Here is a 23,677-nt window from a genome sequence, read left to right as displayed (position 1 = left end):
GCGAAAGGGTGGGAAGCCGACCTTCGCTGCATTTGCGCGTCAGCTTCTTTTGGGTAGAATTGGACTGCGCGAGAAAACACTGACAGATCTCGCTCCCCTTGTGAGGGCGACATATAAATGTTCCTTTGACATAGCATTTCCTGGTCGATCTGCATCAAGGATCACAACGTGATCGGCTTCCAAACCTTTCAGCAGAAGAGTCGAACCTATGGCTTTCGGCGGAATGACCCGTCCCGCATGACGACGTTGCTCACGAATGCCTGCGATCGCGGCGGGCAGATTGCCATCTTGCTTTGCAATGGCGATTTGCAACGCTTCAATCATTATGTTGAACGCATTTTGTCGATAGACTCGTCTGGTGCGGTCGCCAGCCATGGCTTTGAGAAAATTCACGGCTTCGGCGTAGCCGCCACCTTGAACCAAAGAGACTGCGGCGACCTCTGGGGCCGTGGGAGGCGTGCGGTTGCGGCCTCCAAGGATCGACTGAACGCGTGCATTAAGCTTTTCACCATATACGTTCGTCATGACACTAATCAGAAACCCTATGACGGCAACTAAGAGCTCTTGCCCCGATTTGCCGTCCATCTGGTTTGCAAAGTCTACGACATCACGGAAGTCCACAGGCTCAACGACTCCGACCCCCTTCGCCCGACTTGCAAAGTTGTGCCGGGAATCCGCTTGAATGGAGTCACCTATTATTAAGATTGTCTCTTGCGGATTGGCCTTGGCGATTTCGTATTGCACCGCTATCTGGGCCACTGCATTGGCGTTGTGATCTGCGCAAAGCGGATGCCACGCCACACGGTCAGGAAGGGTCCGAAGATCTATCTGGTGCCCGGCTTCTAATGCCCCGCGAACTGTGAGTAGCCAGCCCCCGAGATCATTGGCCCCGGCGTTGTTCCAGCGCCAAGGAGTATTCAACCGTCCGAGTTCGGGAAAGGTTGGAACCACTTGTGTCGTCCAATCCGGAAGGGGATCGTTACCAAATCCAAAGATCGCTTGCATGGGATCGCCGAACACAATGGCTGGAATTGCGCTCGCGAGGCCGGAGGTGATTAGGTGTTGGCTCGCCGAACAGTCTTGATATTCATCGACCAAGACCCGCGAATACGTTGCGGCAATTTCTGAATGGATAGCTCCAGAGGCACAAAGTTCACCAACCGCGTTCTGCACAGCAGTGTAGTCGGGCGCATTCTTTGGATCATGTAGGTATCCCGCGCGCTCCGGAAACATGGAGATAATTGTCAGTGCCCATCCAGCAATCGTGTTGAGCCTATAGTTGGACGCGGACACACCATCTCGTTGCAACCTCTGCCTCAATGCGGCGACGCCTGCGGTGGTGTGTGTAAGAACCAAGACCGGCTTGCCCTCTGACTGAGCAATGGTCTTTGCAATTAACTCCGTTTTGCCGCATCCAGCGGGAGCAATGACATGCCCGCGATGCGCCTGAAGAATGTGGGGCACGTCAACCATCTGATTTTACTGGCTTTCAGCGGCCCTGGCTGGCTGTGTTGTTGGTGATGATCTTATCCAGTGCCAAAGCGAGTTCAGTGGCGTCGTCAATATTGCTCCCGTCCCTTGCCAGACCGGAGCAATGGCTTCCTTCAAAGCCCGTTCTGCGGGTTCAATGTCTTTGAACCATTTACCATCACCTGCACATTGCCCCAACATTGGCCGCATTGCATCGACGAAGTGGTCGCGGCATTGCTGTAGATTGAGTTGACCATCGCTGGCGCTACGGATTTTTCCATCAATGGAGTCTTCGGATCGCCATTCGCATGCAACGGAAAGAAGTTTCGGTATTTGCGCGGCAGGGGCGGATGCGAAGATTGCAGCTTCTGTCGAATACCCATCTTGCCACCGAAATACGCTGACGCCTTGTGTTGCCAATTCAGTATACTTTGCTGCATCGAAAGCGACATCGGAGTCCATAAACAAGGCGGTTCGATGACCCAAGCCGGCGAAAATTCTTGCGCGTTCCATCATTGACGAACCACCGCCGTCGGCCCAATGGCAACCGTCTGCGAGTATGCTCCGCCGACCTTGGCTTTGGGCCCACAAATCCAGGCCCCGGATTACGCCAATTTCTGTCTTACCCTCACAGACAATGACACTTGGAGCGAGAAAAGCTTCTGCGCACGCCCTCAGCGTTTTCTGAGCATCCTCAGATCCCCCAAGCGGAAGCACTGCATTCGACGTCGTCACTGTTGTGGGCTGACCTGCATGTGTTGCTGTGGGGGATGTGAGCCGGGTCGTCCGCACAGTATGCAACTGAATTGAGGACAGTTCCCGCAATACGACCGGCGAGTGCGTCGTCATGAATACTTGCTGTGAAACGTCGTTTGATTTTGCACCGAGAGAGTCAAGCAATCTGATGATACGATAGGGTTCTAAGCCAAACTCTGCTTCGTCGATGATCGAGATACTTGATTTACCCGCGGCCTTTTGAAGACCAGCCACGAGCAGGCGCATGGAGCCTGAACCAAGATTCTTTAGTGGAACCTGATTTTCGTCATGAAGAGCAATTGCGCCCCCTGTAAACGTCACCCCTTTCACGTCCAATAGTGCACTCACATCTTCCAAGGGGATCCCCATGTTGTTGGCGATGGTCTTAGAGGTCGTCAGCACATCATTGACACCATCACAGCCTTTGTCAGCGAAGGCCTGGCGAGCTTGTCTGGATGCCGCTGCCAATGCGGATGAAGCCTGGGTTTTGTCAGCGGAGAGCTTACCAAGGACTGACCGCGGACCGAGCGCCATATGGTGTGACGCGACCGTGCCAAGCCGTGTTGGCGAGACAAGCTGCCGGTGCTTCCACTGGAGGTTCCGTTCCCGGCCCTCTGCGGATGGGCCTTCCGAAAACAGCAACCATTGCGGCTCCAGATCATCTCTTACGATCAATCGTTGAGTCAGAACGGTTTCCAGAGCCGCAGATGTCTCGTTGTGGATGGCACCAGTGTGCGGGTTCCATCCGCGTAGAAAGTGGCCATAGCCTTCAAGGCTCAACAATTCTTCTGGAAGAGCGCCCAGCGTCACATCAATCACAATTGGGTCAGCAACCTGACATCTGTGAAAGTCAGCATCTGTGAAGACAGCGCTTTGTCTTGTTCCGATGGTAAGCTCTATGGCATCAAGAATTGTTGATTTTCCGCCATCTCCTGGCCCGATCAAGCAGTTGATGCCAGGGTTTGGCCACCACTTCAGGAATTGAATGCCCCGGAAATTAGTGATCGAAATTTCCCGTATAACTGCCATGGCCCACCCCAGTGTTTTAAGGGGGATAGCACGCTCAGAACATTCCTTAAAGTTGTGTTTGGTGCGCAGCTTTAGCCGAAATGAGGTTTCTTTTTAGGCGCCCCAAGCGCCCTTCGATGTTGGTTAAAGAGATGCTGCCCTGTGAAATGGGACCTTTTGTCAATGACCGCAAAGGATCGTTCACGCAGACTGGGTCAGTGAACGCTAACGGTATTGATAGAAAACCTGGCACCAATTCGCGGATATTCCATAGGGAGACAACCCAAGGAGAGTTCGACAAAGTAGTGAAAAATGGCGATGTCGGCAAAGCTGACATCCACGTTCGCCAAATCTCCAGATATTGGCGAATTTCGGTGCATTTTTTTGCCTGCCTCGAAACTCGCCTAATATCATCAGAACGAACGACTTTGGGTGTCTCGCGAACACTTATGGGCGTCGCGAACGATTATGGGGCATCCTACAACCCTTAGAAATCCAGGTTTTCAACACTCAGCGCATTTTTTTGGATGAACTCCCGACGCGGCTCTACAACATCGCCCATCAGCTTGGTGAACAGATCGTCCGCCTCCACCATGTCATCCACCCGCACCTGCAAAAGCGTGCGCGCATCGGGGTCCAACGTGGTTTCCCACAGCTGATCAGGATTCATTTCACCCAGGCCCTTGTAGCGCTGCAGGGTGAGCCCCTTTTCACCTTCTTCAAGGATCGCCTTCAGCAGATCCAAAGGACCATGGATCATCTGGATGCGGTCGCGGCGGATCAGCTGGGCTGCCGTGCCGTAGATCTCCTGCAGGCTCTGAGTGAAGCTGCCGGTCTTGCGGGCCTCGCCGGAGCGCAGCATCGGTCCATCCAGGGTACGGACCTCTTCAACCCCGCGCAGGATACGGGCCAGGCGGATGCCGTGGTCCTGCGTGATCCGACCCTGCCAGCCGCGTTCGTATTCCAACGCGATGGCGTCCAGACGGGCGGCGACCTTATCGGCCACACCCTGCAGGTCAGAATCGACCGCACCGGGGACAAAGGCCCCGGCCACGGCAGCCTGTTCCAGGATGTGGCGCGGGTAATGGGTCGGGAAGGCATCGAGCACGCGTTTCAACTGGCGCGCCTCATCCACCACACGGGTGAGGTCGGCACCGGCGATTTCCGAACCATTGCCAAGCTTCAGAACCGCACCGTCAACGCCCTGATTGATCAGATAGTCGTCCAGCGCCGCCTGATCCTTGAGATAAACCTCGGACTTGCCGCGCGCCACCTTATAAAGTGGCGGCTGAGCGATGTAGAGATAGCCGCCTTCGATCAGTTCCGGCATCTGCCGGTAGAAAAAAGTGAGCAGCAGCGTGCGGATGTGGGCGCCATCGACATCCGCGTCGGTCATGATGACGATCTTGTGGTAGCGCAGCTTGTCGATGTTGAACTCATCGCGGCCGATCCCGGTGCCAAGCGCCATCACCAGGTTGCCGATTTCCTGGGAAGACAGCATCCGGTCGAAACGCGCGCGTTCCACGTTCAGGATCTTACCACGCAGCGGCAGAATCGCCTGGGTCATTCGGTCCCGGCCGGTCTGGGCGGAACCGCCGGCAGAGTCACCCTCAACCAGGAAGACTTCGGTCTTGGACGGATCTTTCTCGGAGCAGTCCTTGAGCTTGCCCGCCAGATAATTCACATCCATCGCGGTCTTGCGGCGGGTCAGCTCGCGCGCTTTGCGGGCAGCTTCGCGCGCCAATGCAGCTTCGACAATCTTGCCGACAATCTGTTTGGCCTGGTTCGGGTTTTCCTCAAACCATTCAGCCAGCTTTTCGCCCATCAGGCTTTCGACAACCGGACGCACCTCTGAAGAGACCAGCTTGTCTTTGGTCTGACTGGAGAATTTCGGATCCGGCACTTTTACCGACAGCACGCAGGTCAGGCCTTCGCGGGCGTCATCGCCAGTAAAGGAGATCTTCTCCTTTTTGGCGATGCCCGACGATTGGGCGTAGTTGTTGATGGTCCGGGTCAGCGCGCCGCGGAAGCCCGCCACATGGGTGCCACCATCGCGCTGGGGGATGTTGTTGGTAAAGGGCAGTACCGTCTCATGGTAGCTGTCGTTCCACCACATTGCGATCTCGACGCCGATCTCGTCCTTTTCACCGACAATATAGACCGGAGTTTCCATCACCGGGGTTTTATGGCGATCGAGGTATTTGACGAATTCTTTGACCCCGCCCTCATAAAACAGCTCGCTCGTCAGCTTCTCGGCGGGGCGTTCGTCTTCCAGGATGATCCGCACGCCGGAGTTCAGAAAGGCCAGTTCACGCAGACGCTTCTCCAGTGTCTCGAAGGAATATTCCAGGTTCGAGAAAGTGTCGGTCGACGCCATAAAGCGGACTTCGGTACCGGTCTGATCGCCGCAGTCACCAACCACTTCCAGATGCTTGACGGTATCGCCGCGTTCAAACCGGGCGATATGCTCTTTGCCGTCACGCCAGATACGCAGTTCCAGCCAGTCGGAAAGCGCGTTCACAACCGACACACCCACGCCGTGCAGACCGCCTGACACTTTGTAGGAGTTCGAGTCAAACTTACCACCGGCGTGCAGCTGGGTCATGATGACCTCAGCTGCGGAAACGCCTTCTTCTTCATGAATGCCAACCGGGATTCCGCGGCCATTGTCACTGACAGAAACACTGGAATCGGCGTGGATTTTGACAGTCACATGGTCGGCGTGGCCTGCCAGCGCCTCATCGATGCCGTTGTCTACGACCTCATACACCATGTGATGCAGGCCCGAGCCGTCGTCCGTATCCCCAATGTACATGCCAGGGCGTTTTCGAACCGCCTCCAACCCTTTGAGAACTTTGATGGAATTCGCGCCATATTCTGCGGGGGCCTGCTCGTTTCCGGACATTCACATCTTCCTGTCTTTGCTTCAGGAATTTATACGGACCCCGGGGGGGATTGTCACGCGCAAGCCCCCTTTTTTCTTGGCAGAATCAGGCCACCTTGGCGCCCGGTCCACCCGCTGCCGCCAGCCTGGTTTTGACCTTGGCCTCCGGTGCATCCGCGGCAGGCGCAAAAGTGGTGAAGCGCGTAAGCCTCCCCAGTGCGGCAGGGGCATGATGCCTTCAATTTCGGCCCTCACCCAAGACTTGCCTGCGACTGCAATCGCGGCCAGTGGCTATGCCGCTGAAAGCTAGGTAGGCCATCAAAGTAAGTCAAATTGGACCTGTTTTTCTGAAACAGGATGGACAATGCGTCGGCTCTTACGGCGTGACGGTCATTTCTGTGCCACCTCCGATGCGCCGTCTTGCTCAGTCACTTCCAGCATCTGGGCCCGGTCACCCAATCCTTCGAACAGCTCCGAACCGGTTCCGGTCATCCAAGCCTGCGTCCCCAGGGCGCAAATCTCATCATAAAGAGCAGCGCGGCGGGCGGCATCCAGATGCGCCGCGACCTCATCCAGGAGCAGGATCGGCGGGGCGCCTTCGCGCTGCGCCAATGCCCGCGCATTTGCCAGGATCAACGACACCAGCAACGCCTTCTGCTCGCCGGTGGAACAGTCCCTGGCCGGGACGCCCTTAGTCCGGTAGGTGCCAATCAGATCGGTCCGGTGCGGCCCGACCAAAGTGCGGCCCACAGCCAGATCGCGAAACCGGCTCTCTTCCAGCGCTTCCTTAAAATCAGCCGCAGTGGACGGCATGCTGCCTTCGGACTGGATCAGCTCCAGCTCTGCTGTGGGGAAAGCCGTTTCGGCTTCTGCCTGTGCCCGCTGCAACTGCTCCACGGCCTGCACCCGTGCCGCATGAATTCGGTGCCCGGATGCAGCCATCCGGTCTTCCAGCACCCTGTACCAGGCGGCATCGCGGACCTGCTCTTTCAGCAGCCGGTTGCGTTCTCGCATGGCCTTTTCATAAGCCAGTGATGCCTCGGCGTGGGACGGTTCGAAACTCAGTGCGATCCGGTCCAGAAACCGCCGCCGCCCTTCCGCCACTTCAATCCACAGCCGGTCCATTGCCGGGATCAGCCAGACCACTCGCGCGACAGTACCCAGTGCAACTTGGTTGGCGGATTTGTTGTCAATTCTGACCTGGCGGGCATTGCCGCCTTCAGACCAGGTTTCAACCTCATAGGCTTGCTTCAGCGTCTTTATCTCGCCTTTCAGCTTCCACCCCAACGCCTCCGGCCTGCGTGCCATGTCAGCTGCGCTGGCGCGACGCAAACCGCGACCGGGAGAGAACAGCGACACAGCCTCCAGAATGTTGGTCTTGCCCGCGCCGTTGTTGCCGCAAATAGCCACCGGCCGCCCGTCCAAATGCAATTCCGCCCGCAAATGCGAGCGGAAATGGGACAGGGTCAAGGCAGTCAGAGCCAGCACGCAGCACGCTCCCTATATCAGCTTGTCAAATTACTCGTGCCGCAAGCAGCTCTGGCGGGCGCGTCAGACCCGCATTGGCATCACGACGTAGACAGCGCTTTCGTCGTTGCCTTCGCGCATCAAGGTCGGATCGCCGGAGGAGTTGAACATGAACACGGCGTTCTCGCGGTCCACCTGATTGGCGATTTCCAGCAAGTACTTTGCGTTGAACCCAATCTCCAGCCGCTCATCGTTGTAGGCGACAGCCAGTTCTTCCTCCGCAGCGCCGCTGTCGGGTGCGTTCACCGACAGGATCAAACGGTCTTCTTCCAACTGCAGCTTCACCGCACGGGAGCGTTCGGAGGAGACGGTTGCAACCCGATCCACAGCCTGCGCAAACTCGGCTGCGTCGACTTCCAGGCGGCGAGTATTGCCTGCCGGAATAACCCGGGTGTAATCCGGGAAGGTGCCATCGATCACCTTGGATGTCAGAGTAATGTTCGGGGTGGCAAAGCGCACTTTGGTCTCCGAAACCGAGACTGCAATGTCCATGTCATCGTCGTCCAGAAGCTTGCGCAGCTCACCCACGGTCTTGCGCGGCACGATCACGCCCGGCATATCCTCGGCGCCCAGCGGCAACTCTGCGTCGATGCGAGCCAGGCGATGACCGTCGGTGGCCACGGCACGCAGCGCCTTGCCGCTATCGGCAGTAGACACATGCAGATATACACCGTTCAGGTAATAGCGGGTTTCTTCAGTGGAGATCGCAAACTTGGACTTGTCGAACAGGCGGCGCAGCACGGCGGCCTTGGCGGCGAAATTCGAGTGGTACTCGGACGAAGCCATCACCGGGAAGTCCTCGCGCGGCAGCGTCGCCAGCGAGAAGTTCGACCGGCCTGCCTCAACCGTCAGACGGCCAGTTGCGGCATCGGCCGTCAGCGTGACCAGCGCGCCGTCGGGCAGCTTGCGGACAATTTCGTGCAATGTGGTTGCCGCCACAGTTGTAGCGCCGGCACGCTCCACCTGCGCGGGGGCCTTGTCCACCACTTCGATATCCAGGTCGGTGGCTCGGAATTGGACGCTATCGCCTTCGGCTTCGATCAGCACATTTGCCAGAATCGGAATGGTGTTGCGGCGCTCGACCACCGACTGTGCCTGCGCCACAGCCTTGAGAAGCGTGCCGCGTTCGATGCTGATCTTCATGTCCCAAATCCTCTTCGTCAGGCGCCCGTGTCAGTAGCCGGGACAAGCAACCTACCTGTTTACCCCTGCCGCACAAGGCTTTTTATGGATTTCTCCAAGGGATTTCCGGCGGGGTCAAGAGGTGGCGGGCGCCATACCGGCCAAAGCCGGGAATTCGTTGCCCAAGTACCCGCAAGCAAACGCCCCGGCGCTGAGGCCGGGGCGTGACAGAGGCGGGTTAGAGCACTGGAGAGGTGCTTAGGCTTTCACCCGCTCTGATTTCGGATCATACATCGGCTTCAGCGAGGCTTCGGCCTTCACCTTGGTGCCCATAACGTCGATCTCGTAAGTTGAGGCCAGCACGTCAGCCGCTTTCTCGCCTTCGCACGGCACGTAGCCCATGCCGATGGCCGCCCCCAAGGTGTGGCCGTAGTTGCCCGAGCTGAGGTAGCCGACGTACTCGCCGTCACGGATGATCGGCTCATTGTGGAACAAGAGCGGTTCTGCGTCGGTCAGCTTGAACTGCACCATGCGGAATTTCGGACCGGTTTCCTTGCGCTCCAGCACTGCGGATTTGCCGATGAAATCCTCCTTGTCGGTCTTCACTGCAAAACCCAGACCAGCATCGATCACATTGTCCTCGCAAGTGATGTCATGACCGAAGTGGCGGAAGCCCTTCTCGATCCGGCAGCTGTCCATCATGTGCATGCCGCACAGTTTCAGCCCCATATCCTGCCCCGCTTCCCACAGGGTTTCGAAAGCATGGCCCGACATCTCTGCCGGGATATAAATTTCCCAGCCGAGTTCGCCGACATAGGTCACCCGGTGCACCCTGGCGAGCCCCATGCCCAGCTCGATCTCCTGCGCGGTGCCGAAAGGATTCACCTCGTTGGAGAAGTCATTCGGTGACACCTTCTGCAGCAGCTCACGGGCGTTCGGGCCCATCACCGCCAGCACGCCCTCGCCTGCCGTCACATCGGTGATCACCACACGGTGGTCGCCCACATGGCGCATCATCCAGGTCTGGTCCGCCAGGCGGGTCACTGCCGGTGTCACCACCAGATAGGCTGTCTCGCTCAGGCGGGTGACGGTTACATCTGCCTCGATGCCACCGCGGGAGTTCAGGAACTGGGTGTAGACGATTTTGCCCATCGGCACCGACAGGTTGGCGCCGCAGATGTAGTTCAGGAACGTCTCGGCATCCGGGCCCTCGACGCGGATCTTGCCAAAAGAGGACATGTCATACATGCCGACATTTTCGCGCACAGCCTTATGTTCAGCCGCGGAATTCTCAAACCAGTTCTGGCGCTTCCAGCTGTATTGGTACGCGCGTTCCTGACCTTCGTTGGCAAACCAGTTTGCACGTTCCCAACCGCCAATCTCGCCCATCACAGCGCCCTGCTCCAGCAGATGGTGGTGGAACGGGGTGCGGCGCACACCGCGGGCGGTCGCCTTCTGACGGTAGGGGAAGTGGTCCGCATAGAGCAGGCCCAGGGTCTCTTTCGAGCGCTCGAACAGATAGGTCTTGTTGCCCTGGAACGGATGCATCCGGGAGATGTCCACATCGCCCAGGTCAAAAGGTTTCTGGCCGTCTTCCATCCACTGCGCCAGCGCCATGCCGGCGCCGCCGGCCGACTGGATACCAATTGAGTTGAAGCCCGCGGCGACCCAGAAGTTGTCCATCTCGGGCGCCAGGCCAAGGTGGTAGGCATCGTCCGGAGTGAAGGATTCCGGGCCATTGAAGAAGGTGTGGATACCCGCCTCTGCCAACATTGGCATCCGGTTGCAGGCGGCCTCCAGGATCGGCTCGAAATGATCGAAATCCTCGGGTAGCTGATCAAATTCAAAGCTGTCGGGGATGCCGTTCATCGCCCAGGGCTTGGCGTTGGGTTCAAAGGCGCCAAGCAGGATTTTGCCTGCGTCTTCCTTGTAGTAGGCGCATTCGTCAGGAACGCGCAGCACCGGCATCTGGGTCAGGCCGGAAATACCTTCCGTCACGATATAGAAGTGCTCGCAGGCGTGCAGCGGCACGTTGACGCCAGCCATGCGGCCGACCTCATGCCCCCACATTCCGGCACAGTTCACCACCATGTCAGCCTCGATATGGCCCCGGGACTGGCCGTCGTCGCTGGCCCAGTCGACGCCGGTGACGCGGCGGCCTTCCTTGGAGATGCCGGTGACCTTAATGCGCTCCTTGACCAGTGCGCCGCGCTGGCGGGCGCCTTTGGCCAGAGCCAATGCGATGTTGGCCGGGTCGCCCTGGCCGTCTTTTGGCAGCCACACACCACCGGTCACGTCACCGACGTTTAAATGCTCGTAGCGGGCTTTGACTTCCCCAGGCGAGATTTCCTCAACCTCTACGCCAAAGGCCCGCGCCATGGCGGCCTGGCGGAAAATCTCTTCCTTGCGCTCTTCGGTCAGGGCCACGGTGATCGAGCCGCAACGCTTAAAGCCAGTGGCAACGCCGGTTTCCTCTTCCAGCGAACCGTAGAGCTCCTGGCTGTACTTCGCCAACTTGGTCATATTGGCGGTGGCGCGCAGCTGGGCAATCAGACCCGCAGCATGCCAGGTGGTGCCGGAGGTCAGCTGCTTGCGTTCCAGCAGCACAACATCTTTCCAGCCCAGTTTCGCCAGATGATAGGCCACCGAGCAGCCGATCACGCCGCCGCCAATAATGACTACACGGGCTTTGTTAGGAAGATCGCTCATGTCATCGCTCCTGAATGAAGGTTTGCGCCTGATTATCATGTACAGGCGGCGAAAAATGCATCAAAAACGCCAAGTCTCCAGCGCTATTCTCCGGCCTCAAGGGGTTTTTCCGCTCCATCCCCGCCCATCCGGCGGCGTTTCCGCAGCGCAAACGGAGTAATGCCGAAGAAACTTTTATAAAGGCTGGAGAAACCATTGGGAAAACCGCAGGCCAGACCGATCTCGCGGACACTCATGGTGGTGTTAAGCAGCAGATTGTTGGCCTTGGACAGGCGCATTTCGCGGTAAAAGCCATTGGGGGTGGTGCCCAGAAAAGTCTTGAACTTGCGCTCCAGCGACCGGGTAGAGATGCCAAGCTCATCGACAATATCGCTGATCGGCACAGGCTCCTCGATGTTGTCCTGCATGATGCGGATACATTGGTCCAGATCGCTGTCGCCGGTGATCGTCGGTTTGGCACCGGCAAAAGGCTGCAGGGAGGAGAAGTCGCGCACCTGTTCGTGCAGCAGGATGTTGCCGACAGTCATCTGTGCCGCCGCCGAGGTGAGCCGCCCGACCAGTGCCAGGATAATGTCAACGGTGGACCCCATGCCCGCACATGTCACCACCAGACCGTCTTCGCTGGCCAATGCGTGGCTCGAGTCATTCAGACCCATCCTCTCACGCAGCAGAGCGGAGTTTTCCCAATGAGTCGTCAACCGCCCGTCGCCGCCGCCCTGATCGCGGATGTAACGAGCAGCTGCCTCAGCCAGAAGATAGACCTTGTTACCACGGCAGGTATAGCTGGAGATCACCCGCCCCATGCTAAGGCCGGGATGATCCGGGTCCGAGTTACCCAGAAAGAAAGCAAAATCCGCATCCGGCTTGGCCGCGAAGGGCTCGGTGTCCACGCTAAGGCCCGCGCGGCAGCCCACGCGCCCGCCCTGCAGAGACCGAACGGTCCATTTGAAAGGCGGCTGCGCCAGCACGCGATTGCTAATCCGCAGCACTTCCAGAATCGCCGACATCTCAGTCAGCACAAAGCCTTCTGTGACAATGATGTCGACATGCCAGACCCGGGCCGGGTCCGCAGCCTTTAATTTATCCGGAGTCGCCATGCTGGTCCCCTTCCCCAGGTCAGATGATCCTATGCCCGGCCGCACGCAACTGACGGGCCAGTTCGGCAATGTGGTCCGGACCGACTTCGCAGCAGCCGCCGACGATGGTGGCGCCTTGGCGGATCCAGCCCATGGCAAACTCAGCATAGGCTTCAGGCGACAGATCCTGGCGCTGCTCCAGTGCGTCCACCGTTGGCGCATCCTTCAGGAAACCATCCGATATTCGAGTAAAGCCGTTGGCATAGGCGCCGTATGGCTTGCCAAAACCCTTCACGATTTCCAAACCTGCACCGATGGCTTCCGGGCGCGAACAATTGAGCAGGACGGCTTCTGGCTGAAACTCCTCAACCAGAGGCGCGAGTTCGTTCAGCGGCTCGCCAGAACGCAGCAAAGTTCCGTTTTCATCAGAAACAGAAGCTGCAAGCCATACCGGTTTGTCCGTACCAACGCAGCCCAGCATCGCCCCTCTGGCATGTTCGGCTGAGGACACGGTTTCGATCAGGAAAAGATCTGCCTGCGGCTCAAGCAATTGAACAAGTTCCGCATAGACAGGGGCAGCTTCCTCATGCGGCGGGCAGATGTCCGGGCGGTAAGAGGCAATCAGCGGGCCAAGCGCAGCGGCAACTCGGCCCGACCCATGTGCGACCCGCGCAGCGTTTGCCTGCTCTGCAGCCTTGGCCAGCAGGTCTTCGAAGTGCCCTTCGATCCCTGCGCGGACCAAGCGGTCGCGCAAAACCGCATAGGTATTCATAGTGGCAATCGTCGCTCCGGCGGCAAAATAGTCGGCGTGAATGGCGCCGACGATGCCCGGTTTGTCGATCATTACGGACGTGGACCATAAAGGTGTCGCCCTGTCGCCAGACCGTTTGACAACTTCCTGCCCGATTGAGCCGTCAAGAAGGATAATATCTGTCATGCGTCCTCCTGCGGGGGAATTAAGACCAGTTTCCCCGGGTAAGCTTTGCTCATGAAATCCGCCTGCGCCCGGGCGATGTCTTGCAGGGGATAGGTCGCAGAGACCAGCGGGCGGACTGCGCCGGAATTGATCAGGGCCACCAGCTTGGCAAAGACAGCACGGGGAGAGAATGTGCAGCCATGTATGGTGATGTCACGCAGGTAGATGTGGCGCAAATCCGCTGTCACGACCGGGCCCGCGATGGCACCGGAAACCGCGTATTGCCCACCGGGCCGAAGTGCCTGTATCAGGCCAGACCAGCCGGGACCGCCAACCACATCAATGACAGCATCGAAGCGGTCTTGTTCGGGTGTGTCGTCGCGGCCAATAGTTCTGGCCGCCCCCATTGCAGCAACCGCATCCGCCTTGGCGGGCGATGTCTGACCAGTCACCTCTGCGCCAAGATGCGCGGCCAGCTGCACTGCGGCCAGCCCAACCCCGCCAGACGCACCGGTGACCAGCACTCGCTGGCCGGCAGACACCCCGGCACGGTGCAGCAGGTTCCAGGCGGTTCCATAGGCGCAGGGCATTGCCGCGATCTCTGTATCCGATAGAGGAGAAGCGCTGACATCGAAAAGCTCCGCCGCCTCAGCCAGGCAGTATTGCGCAAAAGCCCCGTCGAGTTCCGAGCCCAGAGCAACAAAACCCGACGGGTTGCCAGGTTCCGGCCTTGGGATATTGATCTGGCTGGTGACCCGTTGCCCCGCACATATGGCTCCAGTATCTGAGCCGGCTTGAACAACCACACCGCACAAATCCCCCCCCTGTATCCGAGGAAAGCGCAGGGCGCCGCCCCAGCCGCCAGCCTTGATCCCGGCGTCATCGCTGACCGCATCTGTTGCGCCTGTCACCTCGGATGCATACCAGCCGATCCTGGTGTTGATGTCCGTGTTGTTAACGCCAGCTGCCAGAACTTTGACAAGCACCTGCCCCGGTCCAGGAACCGGGACAGGTATATCTTCACGCCATTCCAACGCATCCGGCCCGCCATGCCGGGTCAAATAGACGCCTTTCATCATTTGGGCCATTCCTGAAGCCTCCTGAGTTAAGCGTGGCGGGCTGACCCTAGCAGATCAGGCGCGCAGACGTTCGTTGGCGGGATCCCACAGCGGTTCGTCTTTCTGAACCACCGCACGGCATTTCTGCCCGTAGATTTCGACCTCCAGTTCGGTGCCTGGAACAGCCAGTTCAGGCCGCACCATGCCCAGCGCGATGGAGGCGTTCACACGGTAGCCCCAGTCGCCGGAAGTGGTCTCGCCCACGATCTCGCCGTCTTTCCAGATACAGGACATATAAGGCGCATCGGCATCGCCTGCTTCGACGATCAGGGTGACGAAAGTCTTCTTCACGCCCTGCTGCTTTTCATTCTGAATTGCAGCCTTGCCCGGGAAGTCCTGCGGCTTGTCCAGCTTGACAAAACGCTCCAGCCCACCTTCGAGCAGCGAGTAGTCGGTCGACAGATCGCCTTTCCAGGTGCGGTAGCCTTTTTCGATGCGCAGAGAGTTCAGCGCATACATGCCGAACGGCTTGGCGCCGCCTTCGATCAGGGCCGCATAGATGTCGGCCTGATGCTCGTTGGCGCAGTGGACTTCCCAGCCGAGTTCACCGGCGTAGGAGACGCGCGCCAGGAAGGCGGACTTGCCTGCGACGGTGGCTTCCTGGTGGGTCAGCCAACCAAGCGACAGATCGGCGTCGGAGATGCCTGCGAACAGCTCACGCGATTTCGGACCGGTAACAATCATGGTCGCGAATTCGGTGGTGCGGTCAGTCAGGGTGAGGCCTGCGGGCAGCGCCTTCTTCAGGATCTCAAAGTCGTGCCACTGGGCCGAGCCTGCTGTGATCATGGTGAAGTGATCTTCGCCGTGACGGACACAGGACATCTCGGTCAGGATGCGGCCGCGGTCGTCCGAGAAGTAGACCAGATTCATCCGGCCCACCTTGGGCAGGCCACCGGTCACCAGGCCGCGCAGGAATTCTGCGGCACCTTCGCCTTCCAGGTTGAAGCGCGAGAAACCCGGCAGGTCCAGCACGCCAACACCGTCGCGGACCGCTTCGCATTCTTCCTTGATGCGCTGCTGCCACGGGCCGGAGCGACCCCAGGTGTGTGTGGCCTCTTCCGAAGTGTCATCACCGGCTTGGGCAAACCAGTTGGCACGTTCCCAACCGTTATAGGCCCCCATCACGCCGCCCAGCGCTTTGATCTGCGCATGCACCTGGCTGACCTTCTTGTCGCGTGCAGCAGGCCATTCGTGGTGCGGGAAGTGCATGGCGTATTCGTTGCCGTAGACCTCCAGGCCTTTCTGGTTGCAGTAGTCCTGATCGGTGTAGTCGGTGTAGCGGCGCGGATCGACGGCCCACATGTCCCACTCGGTCCCGCCATCCACGATCCATTCTGCCAGCACCTTGCCGGCGCCGCCGCCCTGGGCAATGCCGAAGGTGAAGCTGTGCGCCTCAAACGCGTTTGTCACACCCGGCATCGGGCCGATCATCGGCAGGCCGTCGGGGGCATAGGGGATCGGGCCGTTGATCACGCTGGAGACACCGGAGGACGCCATCAGCGGAACCCGCTCCATGGCATCGGTGACGATGTCTTCGATCCGGTCCAGATCTTCCTGCCACAGCTGGAACGAGAAGTCCTCGGGCATCGGATCGTCTTCGGTCAGCCAGTGGCCTTTGCAGTTCGGCTCATAGGGGCCGAGGTTGTAGCCGTGCTTTTCCTGACGCAGATAGTAGGACACGTCCACGTCACGGATCAGGGGCAGTTTGCCGCCGTGTTCTTTCGACCAGGCTTCGATTTCGGGGATCTGTTCGGTCAGCAGATACTGGTGCTCCATCACCATGGCAGGCACGGTTCGGCCACCGTAAGGCTTGAACATCTCACCCACGCGCTGCGCGTAGTAACCGGCGGCATTCACCACATAGTCGCAGTCGATGCCGCCCTTTTCAGTCTGCACAGTCCAGGTGCCGTCTTCGTGCTGGGTCGCATCGGTCGCCGGAGTGAAGCGCAGAATTTTTGCGCCCAGGTCGCGCGCGCCCTTGGCCAGAGCCTGGGTCAGCTGTGCCGGGTCGATGTCCCCATCGGTCGGGTCATAAAGAACCCCTGCCAGGTCATGGGTCTCCAGGAACGGATAGCGTTCCTTGGTTTCTTCCGGGGTCCACATCTCCATCGGGATACCCTGGTAACGGCCCATGGACATCGCGCGTTCGAATTCCTGCATCCGCTCTTTGCTATGTGCCAGACGGATCGAACCCGAAACATGGTAGTTCATCGGGTAATCGACTTCTTCAGCCAGACCTGCATACAGCTCGGTCGAGTAGCGCTGCATGTTCATGATCGCCCAGGAGGTCGAGAAAGTCGGCACGTTGCCCGCCGCATGCCAGGTCGAACCGGCAGTCAGCTCGTTCTTTTCGAGCAGCACACAATCGGTCCAGCCTTTCTTGGCCAGATGATAGAGTGCCGAACAGCCGACGACACCGCCGCCGATGATGACCACGCGGGCCTTGGTTGGAAAATCGGACATGATTGCTCCCTAATGTCAGTCTTCTTGCGGCACGCCGTCCGCGATTTCGTAGTAGTCGCCCTTGGAGGCGGTAAATATGTGCTTTTCGACGCGAAGCCCGGAGTTCCCGTCGATCGCGCCCAGAGCAAAACTGATGGTGTCTTCCCCCGCTCCCTTCCAGAACAAGAAAGAGCCGCAGCGCGGGCAACTGCCGCGTTTGGCTGTCGACGTTGCTTCGAACCAGCTCACCGGCCCGCTGATGGAAATGTCCGTGTCACGCACCTGCGCAGAGGCCCAGATACCGCCCGACTGTTTACGGCACTGGCTGCAATGGCACATCGAGGCGCTCTGTGGTTTGGCCACCGTTTCAAAGCGAATGTCACCGCAGAGACAGGATCCCTTAAGCACCTTCATCTCCCTTGAAGCCGGCGCATTGCGGCAGCCCGTCGGCGATCTCGTAGTAGTCGCCCTTGTCCGCCATGAAGACATGCGCCTTGGTTTGCAGCTCCGCGGGGGTATCGATGGCGCCCGCGGCCACCACCATGCGCTCCTCGCCTTCAGGCACCCAGAACAGGCTGGAGCCGCAGCCTCCGCAGAACCCGCGTTTGGTGGTCGCGCTCGACTGGAACCAGCGCAGGCCGTCCTGCCGGGTCAGCACAAGCGCCGCATCCGGCACCGAGGTGGCAGCCCAAAAATGCCCGGAGGTCTTACGGCATTGGGTGCAATGGCAGGCATAAACCGGACGCAAGGGCGGCGTGAGTTCAAATGCCACCGCGCCGCAAAGACAGGAACCTATGATCATCAGACTCTCCTAATAGACCGGCGGGGCGATGACCCAGACGGCCACGGCGGGCTCGTCATAGGGGTTCGACCACTGATAGGGTTCATGCTTGATCCGGAAACTGTCGCCAGGACCGACAGTAAAGCTGCGGCCGCCGATCACCAGATCCAGCTTGCCGGAGATAACATAACCGACCTCCTGCGTGGGCCTGTTGGCCGGTGTCTGCATTTTCGACTGCGGCTGGAAGGTGGAATGCACCATTTCGAAATCATCGGTCAGATCAGGTGACAGCAGTTCCTCGATAAGGCCTTCCTCACCGGAGCCCATCGGACGGCGGGAGCCGGCGCGCACGATATAACCGTGCTCCGGTGCCGGGGCGCCGGTATGGGCAAACAGCATCGACATCGGCACGCCCAGCGCTTCGGCAATCTGTCTTAGATCGGAAATCGAAGGTTCAGACTTGTCGCGCTCAACCTGGCTCAGCCAGCCAACAGAGCGGTTCAGCATCGCAGCGATTTCCGAAAGCGTCAGCCCGCGCGCCTTGCGCAACGCACGAATGTCCGCTCCCAATGTGGCCGCTGTCAGTGTCTGCTCATTCACAGCCGCTCTCCCCGCTGGTGAAAATTTCGCCCTGTTTTTCACGATGCCTCGAACTCGTGAAATTTCCAAGCATTTTTTCACGAAGCTGCCACCACAACAAAAAAACCCAGCGCCTTCAGGCACCGGGCTTCTTCCTTCAGGTCCAAAATTTCAGGCGCCAGACCGCAAGGCCTGCGTCAGAGCCTGTATTTGTGCGAATCAGATGCGATTGAAAACCGCATGCAGAATGGCGGTCATGTGGTCTGCATCGTCTTGAGTGAAAGCATCCTGCTGATCACTATCGATATCAAAAACACCAATCAGTTCGCGCCGTCCGTTCCAGACCGGCAGCACCAGTTCCGAGCGGGTCGAAGAGGCGCAGGCGATATGTCCGCGGAAGGCATCCACGTCCGGCACCAACTGCACCTCGCCACTGCGCGCTGCGGCACCGCAAACACCGCGGGAGAAGGGGATCTGCAAACAGCCATGACCACCCTGATAAGGACCAATCTTCAGAAGCTCTGGCGCCACCACCCGGTAAAAGCCGGTCCAATCAAAGCGACTGTCCGAATGATGCACTTCGCACACTACGGTCGCCATCAGCGCCACCTCATCACTTTCGCCTTCGGTCAGTGCTGCAATGGTTTTTGCGAGGGTTTCGTAATCGGCCTGCATGAACAGCTCTCCTTCAACGTATCGAGGGGGCTGTCTGCCCCCTCTTGTCCTCACGGTCAATTCACCCTTTGAAGGCATCTTTCAGCGAAGAAACTCAGACACGCTCAATTGCAATTGCAGTGCCTTCGCCGCCGCCGATGCAGATGGCAGCAACGCCGCGCTTAAGACCACGCTTTTCCAGCGCGTTTAACAATGTGACCATAATCCGGGCCCCAGAAGCTCCAATCGGGTGACCCAAAGCACAGGCCCCGCCGTTCACATTCACCTTGTCACGAGAGACACCCATCTCATGCATGAAGGCCATCGGCACCACAGCAAAGGCTTCGTTGACCTCCCACAGATCAACATCTTCGGTTTTCCAGCCAATGGATTTGAGCAATTTCCGGGCTGCTGGAACTGGCGCGGTCGTAAACCAGCCCGGCGCCTGGGCGTGGCTTGCATGGCCTAGAATGCGGCCCCGAACGTTCAAACCTTGCGCTTCAGCCGCCTCCGCAGAGGCAAGCACAAGCGCAGCAGCGCCGTCCGAAATGGAAGACGCATTGGCAGCGGTCACGGTCCCGTCTTTGCGAAAGGCAGGCTTCAAAGTGGGGATCTTTTCCGGGCGGGCAGACTTAGGCTGCTCATCCGTATCTGTCACGATATCGCCCTTGCGGGTCTTCACCGTCACTGACGCGATTTCACCGTTAAAGGCATCGCTGTCTTGCGCCGCCAGCGCATTGGCCAAAGATTGCAGAGCGTATTCATCCTGCGCCTCGCGCGTGAACTGGAACTTCTCGGCGCAATCCTCGGCAAAGGCCCCCATCAGGCGGCCTTTGTCATAGGCATCCTCCAGCCCGTCCAGAAACATATGATCGATCACCTGGCCATGGCCGATACGGGCGCCGCCCCGCATCTTAGGCAGCAGATACGGCGCGTTGGTCATGCTCTCCATGCCGCCCGCTACCATAGTTCCAGTGTGCCCCAGCGTGATCTGATCAAAGGCGATCATCGCCGCCTTCATGCCAGAACCGCACATCTTGTTCAGCGTCGTAGCGGGAACGTCCTCCCCGAGACCGGCCGCAAAGCCGGCTTGACGTGCAGGCGCCTGCCCCTGCCCCGCAGGCAGAACGCAGCCCATCAGCACCTCATCCACGGTGGCTGCGCCAGCCTCTTCCAGGGCTGCCCGAATTGCTGCGCCGCCCAGTTCTGCCGCCGTCACCCCGTCATACATGCCCTGAAACCCGCCCATGGGCGTCCGGGCTGCTCCGGCGATAACAACATCTTTCATGCAATTTTCCTCCAATCTTCAAAAATAAACCTACAGAAAAGTAATCTTTGCGGTCTAGAGTGCTGCCCAATGACGTTACATCCCGGGGGACCAAAATGAGCCTGACGACCACCATGACGGACGGTGCGCAGATCGTCAAAGTCAATGCCGAACGCATTGATGCCGCCATGGCCATCCAATTCAAGGAAGACATGCGCACGGAAACTGAATCCGGGTCAGAACGGGTGATTCTGGACCTGTCAGAAGTGCAGTTCATCGACTCCAGCGGGCTCGGTGCGATTGTCGCCGCCATGAAGCAGCTTGGCGGAGGGCGAAAGCTTGATTTGGCTGGGCCTACCCCGATGGTGGAAAAAGTTTTCCGGCTGACCCGCATGGACACGATCTTTGATCTGTACAGTTCGCTGAGTGAAGCAACCGCCCCAGCCAGCGCGAATTCCTGAAGACGACGGCGCTGGCAGCGCAAAGCGAGAAATTGATGGTAAAAACATTTGCCTGCTCGTTCACGGCCACAAATTTGGATGCCCGCACCGGCATCTCATCTGTTGTGTCCCAGCTGCAGACCCTTGGGGTCCCTGCAGCCCGCGTGGATGAAGTGCAAATTGCCCTGACTGAAGCCGTGAACAATGTGGTCGAGCATGCCTATGCCGATGCAGCCCCGGGAGACGTCCTGATCAAGGCGGAACTCTCCCCTGAGCAGTTGCGGATCGACATTCAGGACGCAGGCGCCCCTTATCCAAATGAACAGCTGCCTGATGGAACCGCAGCTGATATCAATGTACCGGTCTCAAACCTGCCCGAAGGCGGATTTGGCTGGTTCCTGATCCGGGAGCTGGCAAGCCAGGTGCAGTATGAGCGTTCCAAGGGAAACAATAATCTGTCGCTCTGTTTTGAGATCCAGGTTACGAATCCGCCTGCCGAAGCCTGAAGCCGCTATTGTCTGCCCAGCGTGGGAACCATTTAGGCGAAACTTTAACGCTTTGCCACGATTGCGCCCCATTCCTGACCCGCCGCAGCCAAATGTATAGGCGAAACCTTACTTGTAGCTGAAACAAGCTTCCCCCGGTGCCGTGTGTTCTTGCCCCCACCAGAACACGGCACCGGGGACATCTACTTCAGCTCTCTCCCTCTATTCCAGATGTGACGCTCCGTTCCCAAAGGACGGCCCCTGTTGATGATTGCCTTCCAATGCACCCCTTCCCTAGGCTTGGCGTATTGAAACAGGAGGCAAGCGATTGCGGGATTTTCATTTGCCAGGGCGTTCGGCTGTCTTCGCAGCCAATGGCATGTGCGCCACCTCGCATCCATTGGCAGCTGACGTGGCACTGGACATGCTAAAGCACGGCGGAAATGCCATGGATGCAGCTCTGTCAGGCGCCATTCTACTGGGAATTTGCGAACCGCAGATGACCGGGATTGGCGGCGATTGCTTCGTCCTCCATTCACGCCCCGGGCAAGAAATCCGGGCCCTGAACGGATCCGGTTGCGCCCCCGCGACAGCCGATGCGGCCGCTCTTCGGGCACGTGGCCTGAAGACGGTTCCGCTGGACAGCGCAGAGGCCGTCACGATCCCCTGCGCAATTGATGCGTTCTGCCGCCTGGCAGACACCGAAGGCCGCCTTGGGCTGGATGTTCTGCTGCAGCCAGCCATCCGCTACGCTGAAGAAGGCGTGCCAGTCTCCCCCCGTATCGCCTTTGACTGGCAAGTCAGTTCCGGAACATTACAGGGTGCCGCGCGCCACCATTACTTGAAAAACGGTGAACCCTTGCGTTGCGGAGACATGTTCCGCGCGCCCGGCCAGGCTGAAGTTCTGCGCAGGATTGCAGCGCATGGGCGCGAGGCGTTCTATTCCGGAGAAGTGGCTGAAGACATGGTATCCGCGCTGTCAGCGCAAGGCGGCACACATACTTTGCACGACTTTGCCAGAGCTGACAGCATTGCCGCGAAACCCGTCGAAGGCCAGTATAGGGGCGCGGGATTAGCCGAGCATCCCCCAAATGGGCAGGGCGCCACAGCGATTTTGCTTCTAAACATCCTCAAACACTTCGATCTCGCAGCTATGGATCCATTTGGCGCAGAGCGGGCGCATATCGAAGCCGAGGCCGCCAAACTGGCCTATGATGCGCGAAACCGGTTTCTGGCGGATCCGGATCATACTTCACGGCTGGCGCACATGCTGGCGCCGGAAGTCTCTGCTCAGCTTGCAGCCCTGATCGACCCCAGACGCGCCACGCCCGCCTTTCCCGCACTGACAGAAGCAGTGCACAAGGACACGGTTTACATCACGGTCGTGGACAGAGACCGCATGGCAGTTTCATTGATCTACTCCATTTTTCATGGCTTTGGCTCCGGCATCGCGTCAGAAAAATTCGGTATCCTTTTGCAAAACCGCGGTGCGGGCTTCACCTTGGAGGCAGGCCACCCAAACGAGCTGGGGCCCGGCAAAAGGCCGATGCATACAATCATCCCTGCAATGCTGAAGCAGAATGACGACGTGATCATGCCCTTTGGAGTAATGGGCGGCGGATATCAGCCCACAGGCCATGCCCGCTTGGTTACGAACCTTCTGGATTTCGGCATGGACCTGCAATCTGCAATTGATGCTCCCCGCAGTTTTGCCGACGGCGGCAAGCTGAAGATAGAACGAGGTTATTCAGATGAGGTCCGCCGGCAGCTTGCCGCATGGGGGCATGAAATTGAGATTCCGGACACCCCGTTGGGCGGTGCACAGGCGGTTCGCATACATGCTTCAGGTATCTTGGAAGGCGCCAGCGACCCGCGCAAGGACGGCTGTGCGCTGGGATATTGATAGGAAGAGCCTGCCAGTCTGAGAGGGAATCAGTTCAACTGATAGTGCAGCGCATAGGCGGCGCCATCAAAATTCCCGAACATTTCGGGCACATCTGGATGTTCCACGGGTTCACCCGAGTAATCCGCAACCAGATTCTGTTCAGAGACATAAGCCACATAGTAACTTTGGTCGTTCTCTGCCAGCAGGTGATAGAACGGCTGATCCTTAACAGGACGGCTGTCCTCCGGAATGGCCTCATACCACTCTTCGGTGTTCGAGAACTCCGGATCGACGTCAAAGACGACGCCGCGGAAAGGATGCTTCCGATGGCGGACGACTTGCCCAAGATTGTATTTCGCGCGTGTTCTCATCATGGCCTTGTTGCCCTTACCCTATCTAAATAGCGCGTACGCCGGTGAAATGTCCAACCGTTGAAGCAAATTTTCGGGGAAACAAACTGTGGACTTCGTCTTGACAGTGACGAAAATTCTGTCCGGCAACGTGGATTCATCTGGACAACCACCAAGCCACCCACGTGGGATTTCATCTGTTGGTAAA

At 58.7% G+C, this 23,677-nt stretch carries 19 protein-coding genes; 3 read left to right on the top strand and 16 right to left on the bottom strand.

Going from position 1 to position 23,677, the window contains the following annotated elements:
• Window positions 1-39: 39 nt before the first annotated feature.
• The 15 genes from ACP151_RS02810 to ACP151_RS02740 form a co-directional block, all read right to left on the bottom strand.
• Entirely contained in the window at window positions 40-1,473 is a 1,434-nt protein-coding gene (locus ACP151_RS02810) for a UvrD-helicase domain-containing protein (RefSeq protein WP_424977322.1), read from the bottom strand.
• A gap of 6 nt (window positions 1,474-1,479) precedes the next feature.
• Window positions 1,480-3,255, bottom strand: a complete 1,776-nt coding sequence (locus ACP151_RS02805) for an ATP-dependent nuclease (RefSeq protein WP_424977321.1) — start codon at window positions 3,253-3,255, stop codon at window positions 1,480-1,482.
• Window positions 3,256-3,721: 466 nt separating this feature from the next.
• On the bottom strand, window positions 3,722-6,139 hold the full coding sequence (gene gyrB, locus ACP151_RS02800; protein WP_424977320.1) for a DNA topoisomerase (ATP-hydrolyzing) subunit B: 2,418 nt from the start codon (window positions 6,137-6,139) through the stop codon (window positions 3,722-3,724).
• 369 nt (window positions 6,140-6,508) lie between these two features.
• On the bottom strand, window positions 6,509-7,606 hold the full coding sequence (gene recF / locus ACP151_RS02795) for a DNA replication/repair protein RecF (RefSeq protein ID WP_424977319.1): 1,098 nt from the start codon (window positions 7,604-7,606) through the stop codon (window positions 6,509-6,511).
• A 63-nt stretch (window positions 7,607-7,669) separates the two neighbouring features.
• Window positions 7,670-8,788, bottom strand: coding sequence for a DNA polymerase III subunit beta (gene dnaN / locus ACP151_RS02790; RefSeq protein WP_424977318.1), 1,119 nt, complete (start codon window positions 8,786-8,788; stop codon window positions 7,670-7,672).
• 237 nt (window positions 8,789-9,025) lie between these two features.
• On the bottom strand, window positions 9,026-11,476 hold the full coding sequence (locus ACP151_RS02785; protein ID WP_424977317.1) for a GcvT family protein: 2,451 nt from the start codon (window positions 11,474-11,476) through the stop codon (window positions 9,026-9,028).
• Between the two features lie 83 nt (window positions 11,477-11,559).
• Complete coding sequence (locus ACP151_RS02780) at window positions 11,560-12,573, bottom strand: GlxA family transcriptional regulator (protein ID WP_424977316.1); 1,014 nt, start codon at window positions 12,571-12,573, stop codon at window positions 11,560-11,562.
• Window positions 12,574-12,592: 19 nt separating this feature from the next.
• Entirely contained in the window at window positions 12,593-13,489 is an 897-nt protein-coding gene (locus tag ACP151_RS02775) for a homocysteine S-methyltransferase family protein (RefSeq protein WP_424977315.1), read from the bottom strand.
• Window positions 13,486-14,556: a zinc-binding dehydrogenase gene (locus ACP151_RS02770; RefSeq protein ID WP_424977314.1), complete on the bottom strand. Its 1,071-nt coding sequence runs from the start codon at window positions 14,554-14,556 to the stop codon at window positions 13,486-13,488. The genes ACP151_RS02775 and ACP151_RS02770 overlap by 4 nt, the downstream gene beginning before the upstream one ends.
• A gap of 45 nt (window positions 14,557-14,601) precedes the next feature.
• Window positions 14,602-17,049 (bottom strand): GcvT family protein, encoded by a 2,448-nt coding sequence (locus ACP151_RS02765; RefSeq protein ID WP_424977313.1) that lies wholly within the window; start codon window positions 17,047-17,049, stop codon window positions 14,602-14,604.
• Between the two features lie 15 nt (window positions 17,050-17,064).
• Window positions 17,065-17,436 (bottom strand): GFA family protein, encoded by a 372-nt coding sequence (locus ACP151_RS02760; protein WP_424977312.1) that lies wholly within the window; start codon window positions 17,434-17,436, stop codon window positions 17,065-17,067.
• On the bottom strand, window positions 17,429-17,830 hold the full coding sequence (locus ACP151_RS02755; protein WP_424977311.1) for a GFA family protein: 402 nt from the start codon (window positions 17,828-17,830) through the stop codon (window positions 17,429-17,431). The genes ACP151_RS02760 and ACP151_RS02755 overlap by 8 nt, the downstream gene beginning before the upstream one ends.
• Before the next feature lie 9 nt (window positions 17,831-17,839).
• Window positions 17,840-18,409: a helix-turn-helix domain-containing protein gene (locus ACP151_RS02750; protein WP_424977310.1), complete on the bottom strand. Its 570-nt coding sequence runs from the start codon at window positions 18,407-18,409 to the stop codon at window positions 17,840-17,842.
• 198 nt (window positions 18,410-18,607) lie between these two features.
• Window positions 18,608-19,063, bottom strand: coding sequence for a GAF domain-containing protein (locus ACP151_RS02745; protein ID WP_424977309.1), 456 nt, complete (start codon window positions 19,061-19,063; stop codon window positions 18,608-18,610).
• A gap of 94 nt (window positions 19,064-19,157) precedes the next feature.
• Window positions 19,158-20,330: an acetyl-CoA C-acyltransferase gene (locus ACP151_RS02740; RefSeq protein WP_424977308.1), complete on the bottom strand. Its 1,173-nt coding sequence runs from the start codon at window positions 20,328-20,330 to the stop codon at window positions 19,158-19,160.
• A 95-nt stretch (window positions 20,331-20,425) separates the two neighbouring features.
• Between ACP151_RS02740 and ACP151_RS02735 the strand changes: the two genes are divergently transcribed.
• From ACP151_RS02735 to ACP151_RS02725, 3 genes are all read left to right on the top strand, one after another.
• Window positions 20,426-20,770 carry an STAS domain-containing protein gene (locus ACP151_RS02735; protein WP_424977307.1) on the top strand — a complete coding sequence of 115 codons (345 nt, stop codon included), beginning with the start codon at window positions 20,426-20,428 and terminating at the stop codon, window positions 20,768-20,770.
• A 35-nt stretch (window positions 20,771-20,805) separates the two neighbouring features.
• Entirely contained in the window at window positions 20,806-21,255 is a 450-nt protein-coding gene (locus ACP151_RS02730; RefSeq protein ID WP_424977306.1) for an ATP-binding protein, read from the top strand.
• 307 nt (window positions 21,256-21,562) lie between these two features.
• On the top strand, window positions 21,563-23,137 hold the full coding sequence (locus tag ACP151_RS02725; protein WP_424977305.1) for a gamma-glutamyltransferase family protein: 1,575 nt from the start codon (window positions 21,563-21,565) through the stop codon (window positions 23,135-23,137).
• Window positions 23,138-23,166: 29 nt separating this feature from the next.
• On the opposite strand, the gene hspQ is transcribed toward ACP151_RS02725, so the two are convergent.
• A complete protein-coding gene (gene hspQ, locus ACP151_RS02720; RefSeq protein WP_424977304.1) occupies window positions 23,167-23,493 on the bottom strand; it encodes a heat shock protein HspQ in 327 nt (108 codons plus the stop codon).
• Between the last annotated feature and the right edge of the window lie 184 nt (window positions 23,494-23,677).

Source organism: Leisingera sp. S232 (assembly GCF_049800895.1).
In the GTDB taxonomy this organism is placed as follows: domain Bacteria; phylum Pseudomonadota; class Alphaproteobacteria; order Rhodobacterales; family Rhodobacteraceae; genus Leisingera.
The sequence above is the reverse complement of the archived record's forward strand: the minus strand, read 5'-3'. Positions and strand labels throughout refer to the sequence as shown.

Bases quoted from the DNA above. Each gene is read 5' to 3' on its own strand.
- ACP151_RS02775 (WP_424977315.1), bottom strand. From the start codon at position 13,489: ATGACAGATATTATCCTTCTTGACGGCTCAATCGGGCAGGAAGTTGTC.
- ACP151_RS02740 (WP_424977308.1), bottom strand. From the start codon at position 20,330: ATGAAAGATGTTGTTATCGCCGGAGCAGCCCGGACGCCCATGGGCGGG.
- ACP151_RS02755 (WP_424977311.1), bottom strand. From the start codon at position 17,830: ATGATCATAGGTTCCTGTCTTTGCGGCGCGGTGGCATTTGAACTCACG.
- hspQ (WP_424977304.1), bottom strand. From the start codon at position 23,493: ATGATGAGAACACGCGCGAAATACAATCTTGGGCAAGTCGTCCGCCAT.
- ACP151_RS02810 (WP_424977322.1), bottom strand. From the start codon at position 1,473: ATGGTTGACGTGCCCCACATTCTTCAGGCGCATCGCGGGCATGTCATT.
- ACP151_RS02730 (WP_424977306.1), top strand. From the start codon at position 20,806: ATGGTAAAAACATTTGCCTGCTCGTTCACGGCCACAAATTTGGATGCC.
- ACP151_RS02805 (WP_424977321.1), bottom strand. From the start codon at position 3,255: ATGGCAGTTATACGGGAAATTTCGATCACTAATTTCCGGGGCATTCAA.
- dnaN (WP_424977318.1), bottom strand. From the start codon at position 8,788: ATGAAGATCAGCATCGAACGCGGCACGCTTCTCAAGGCTGTGGCGCAG.
- ACP151_RS02770 (WP_424977314.1), bottom strand. From the start codon at position 14,556: ATGGCCCAAATGATGAAAGGCGTCTATTTGACCCGGCATGGCGGGCCG.
- ACP151_RS02745 (WP_424977309.1), bottom strand. From the start codon at position 19,063: ATGCAGGCCGATTACGAAACCCTCGCAAAAACCATTGCAGCACTGACC.
- gyrB (WP_424977320.1), bottom strand. From the start codon at position 6,139: ATGTCCGGAAACGAGCAGGCCCCCGCAGAATATGGCGCGAATTCCATC.
- ACP151_RS02785 (WP_424977317.1), bottom strand. From the start codon at position 11,476: ATGAGCGATCTTCCTAACAAAGCCCGTGTAGTCATTATTGGCGGCGGC.
- ACP151_RS02780 (WP_424977316.1), bottom strand. From the start codon at position 12,573: ATGGCGACTCCGGATAAATTAAAGGCTGCGGACCCGGCCCGGGTCTGG.
- ACP151_RS02735 (WP_424977307.1), top strand. From the start codon at position 20,426: ATGAGCCTGACGACCACCATGACGGACGGTGCGCAGATCGTCAAAGTC.
- ACP151_RS02765 (WP_424977313.1), bottom strand. From the start codon at position 17,049: ATGTCCGATTTTCCAACCAAGGCCCGCGTGGTCATCATCGGCGGCGGT.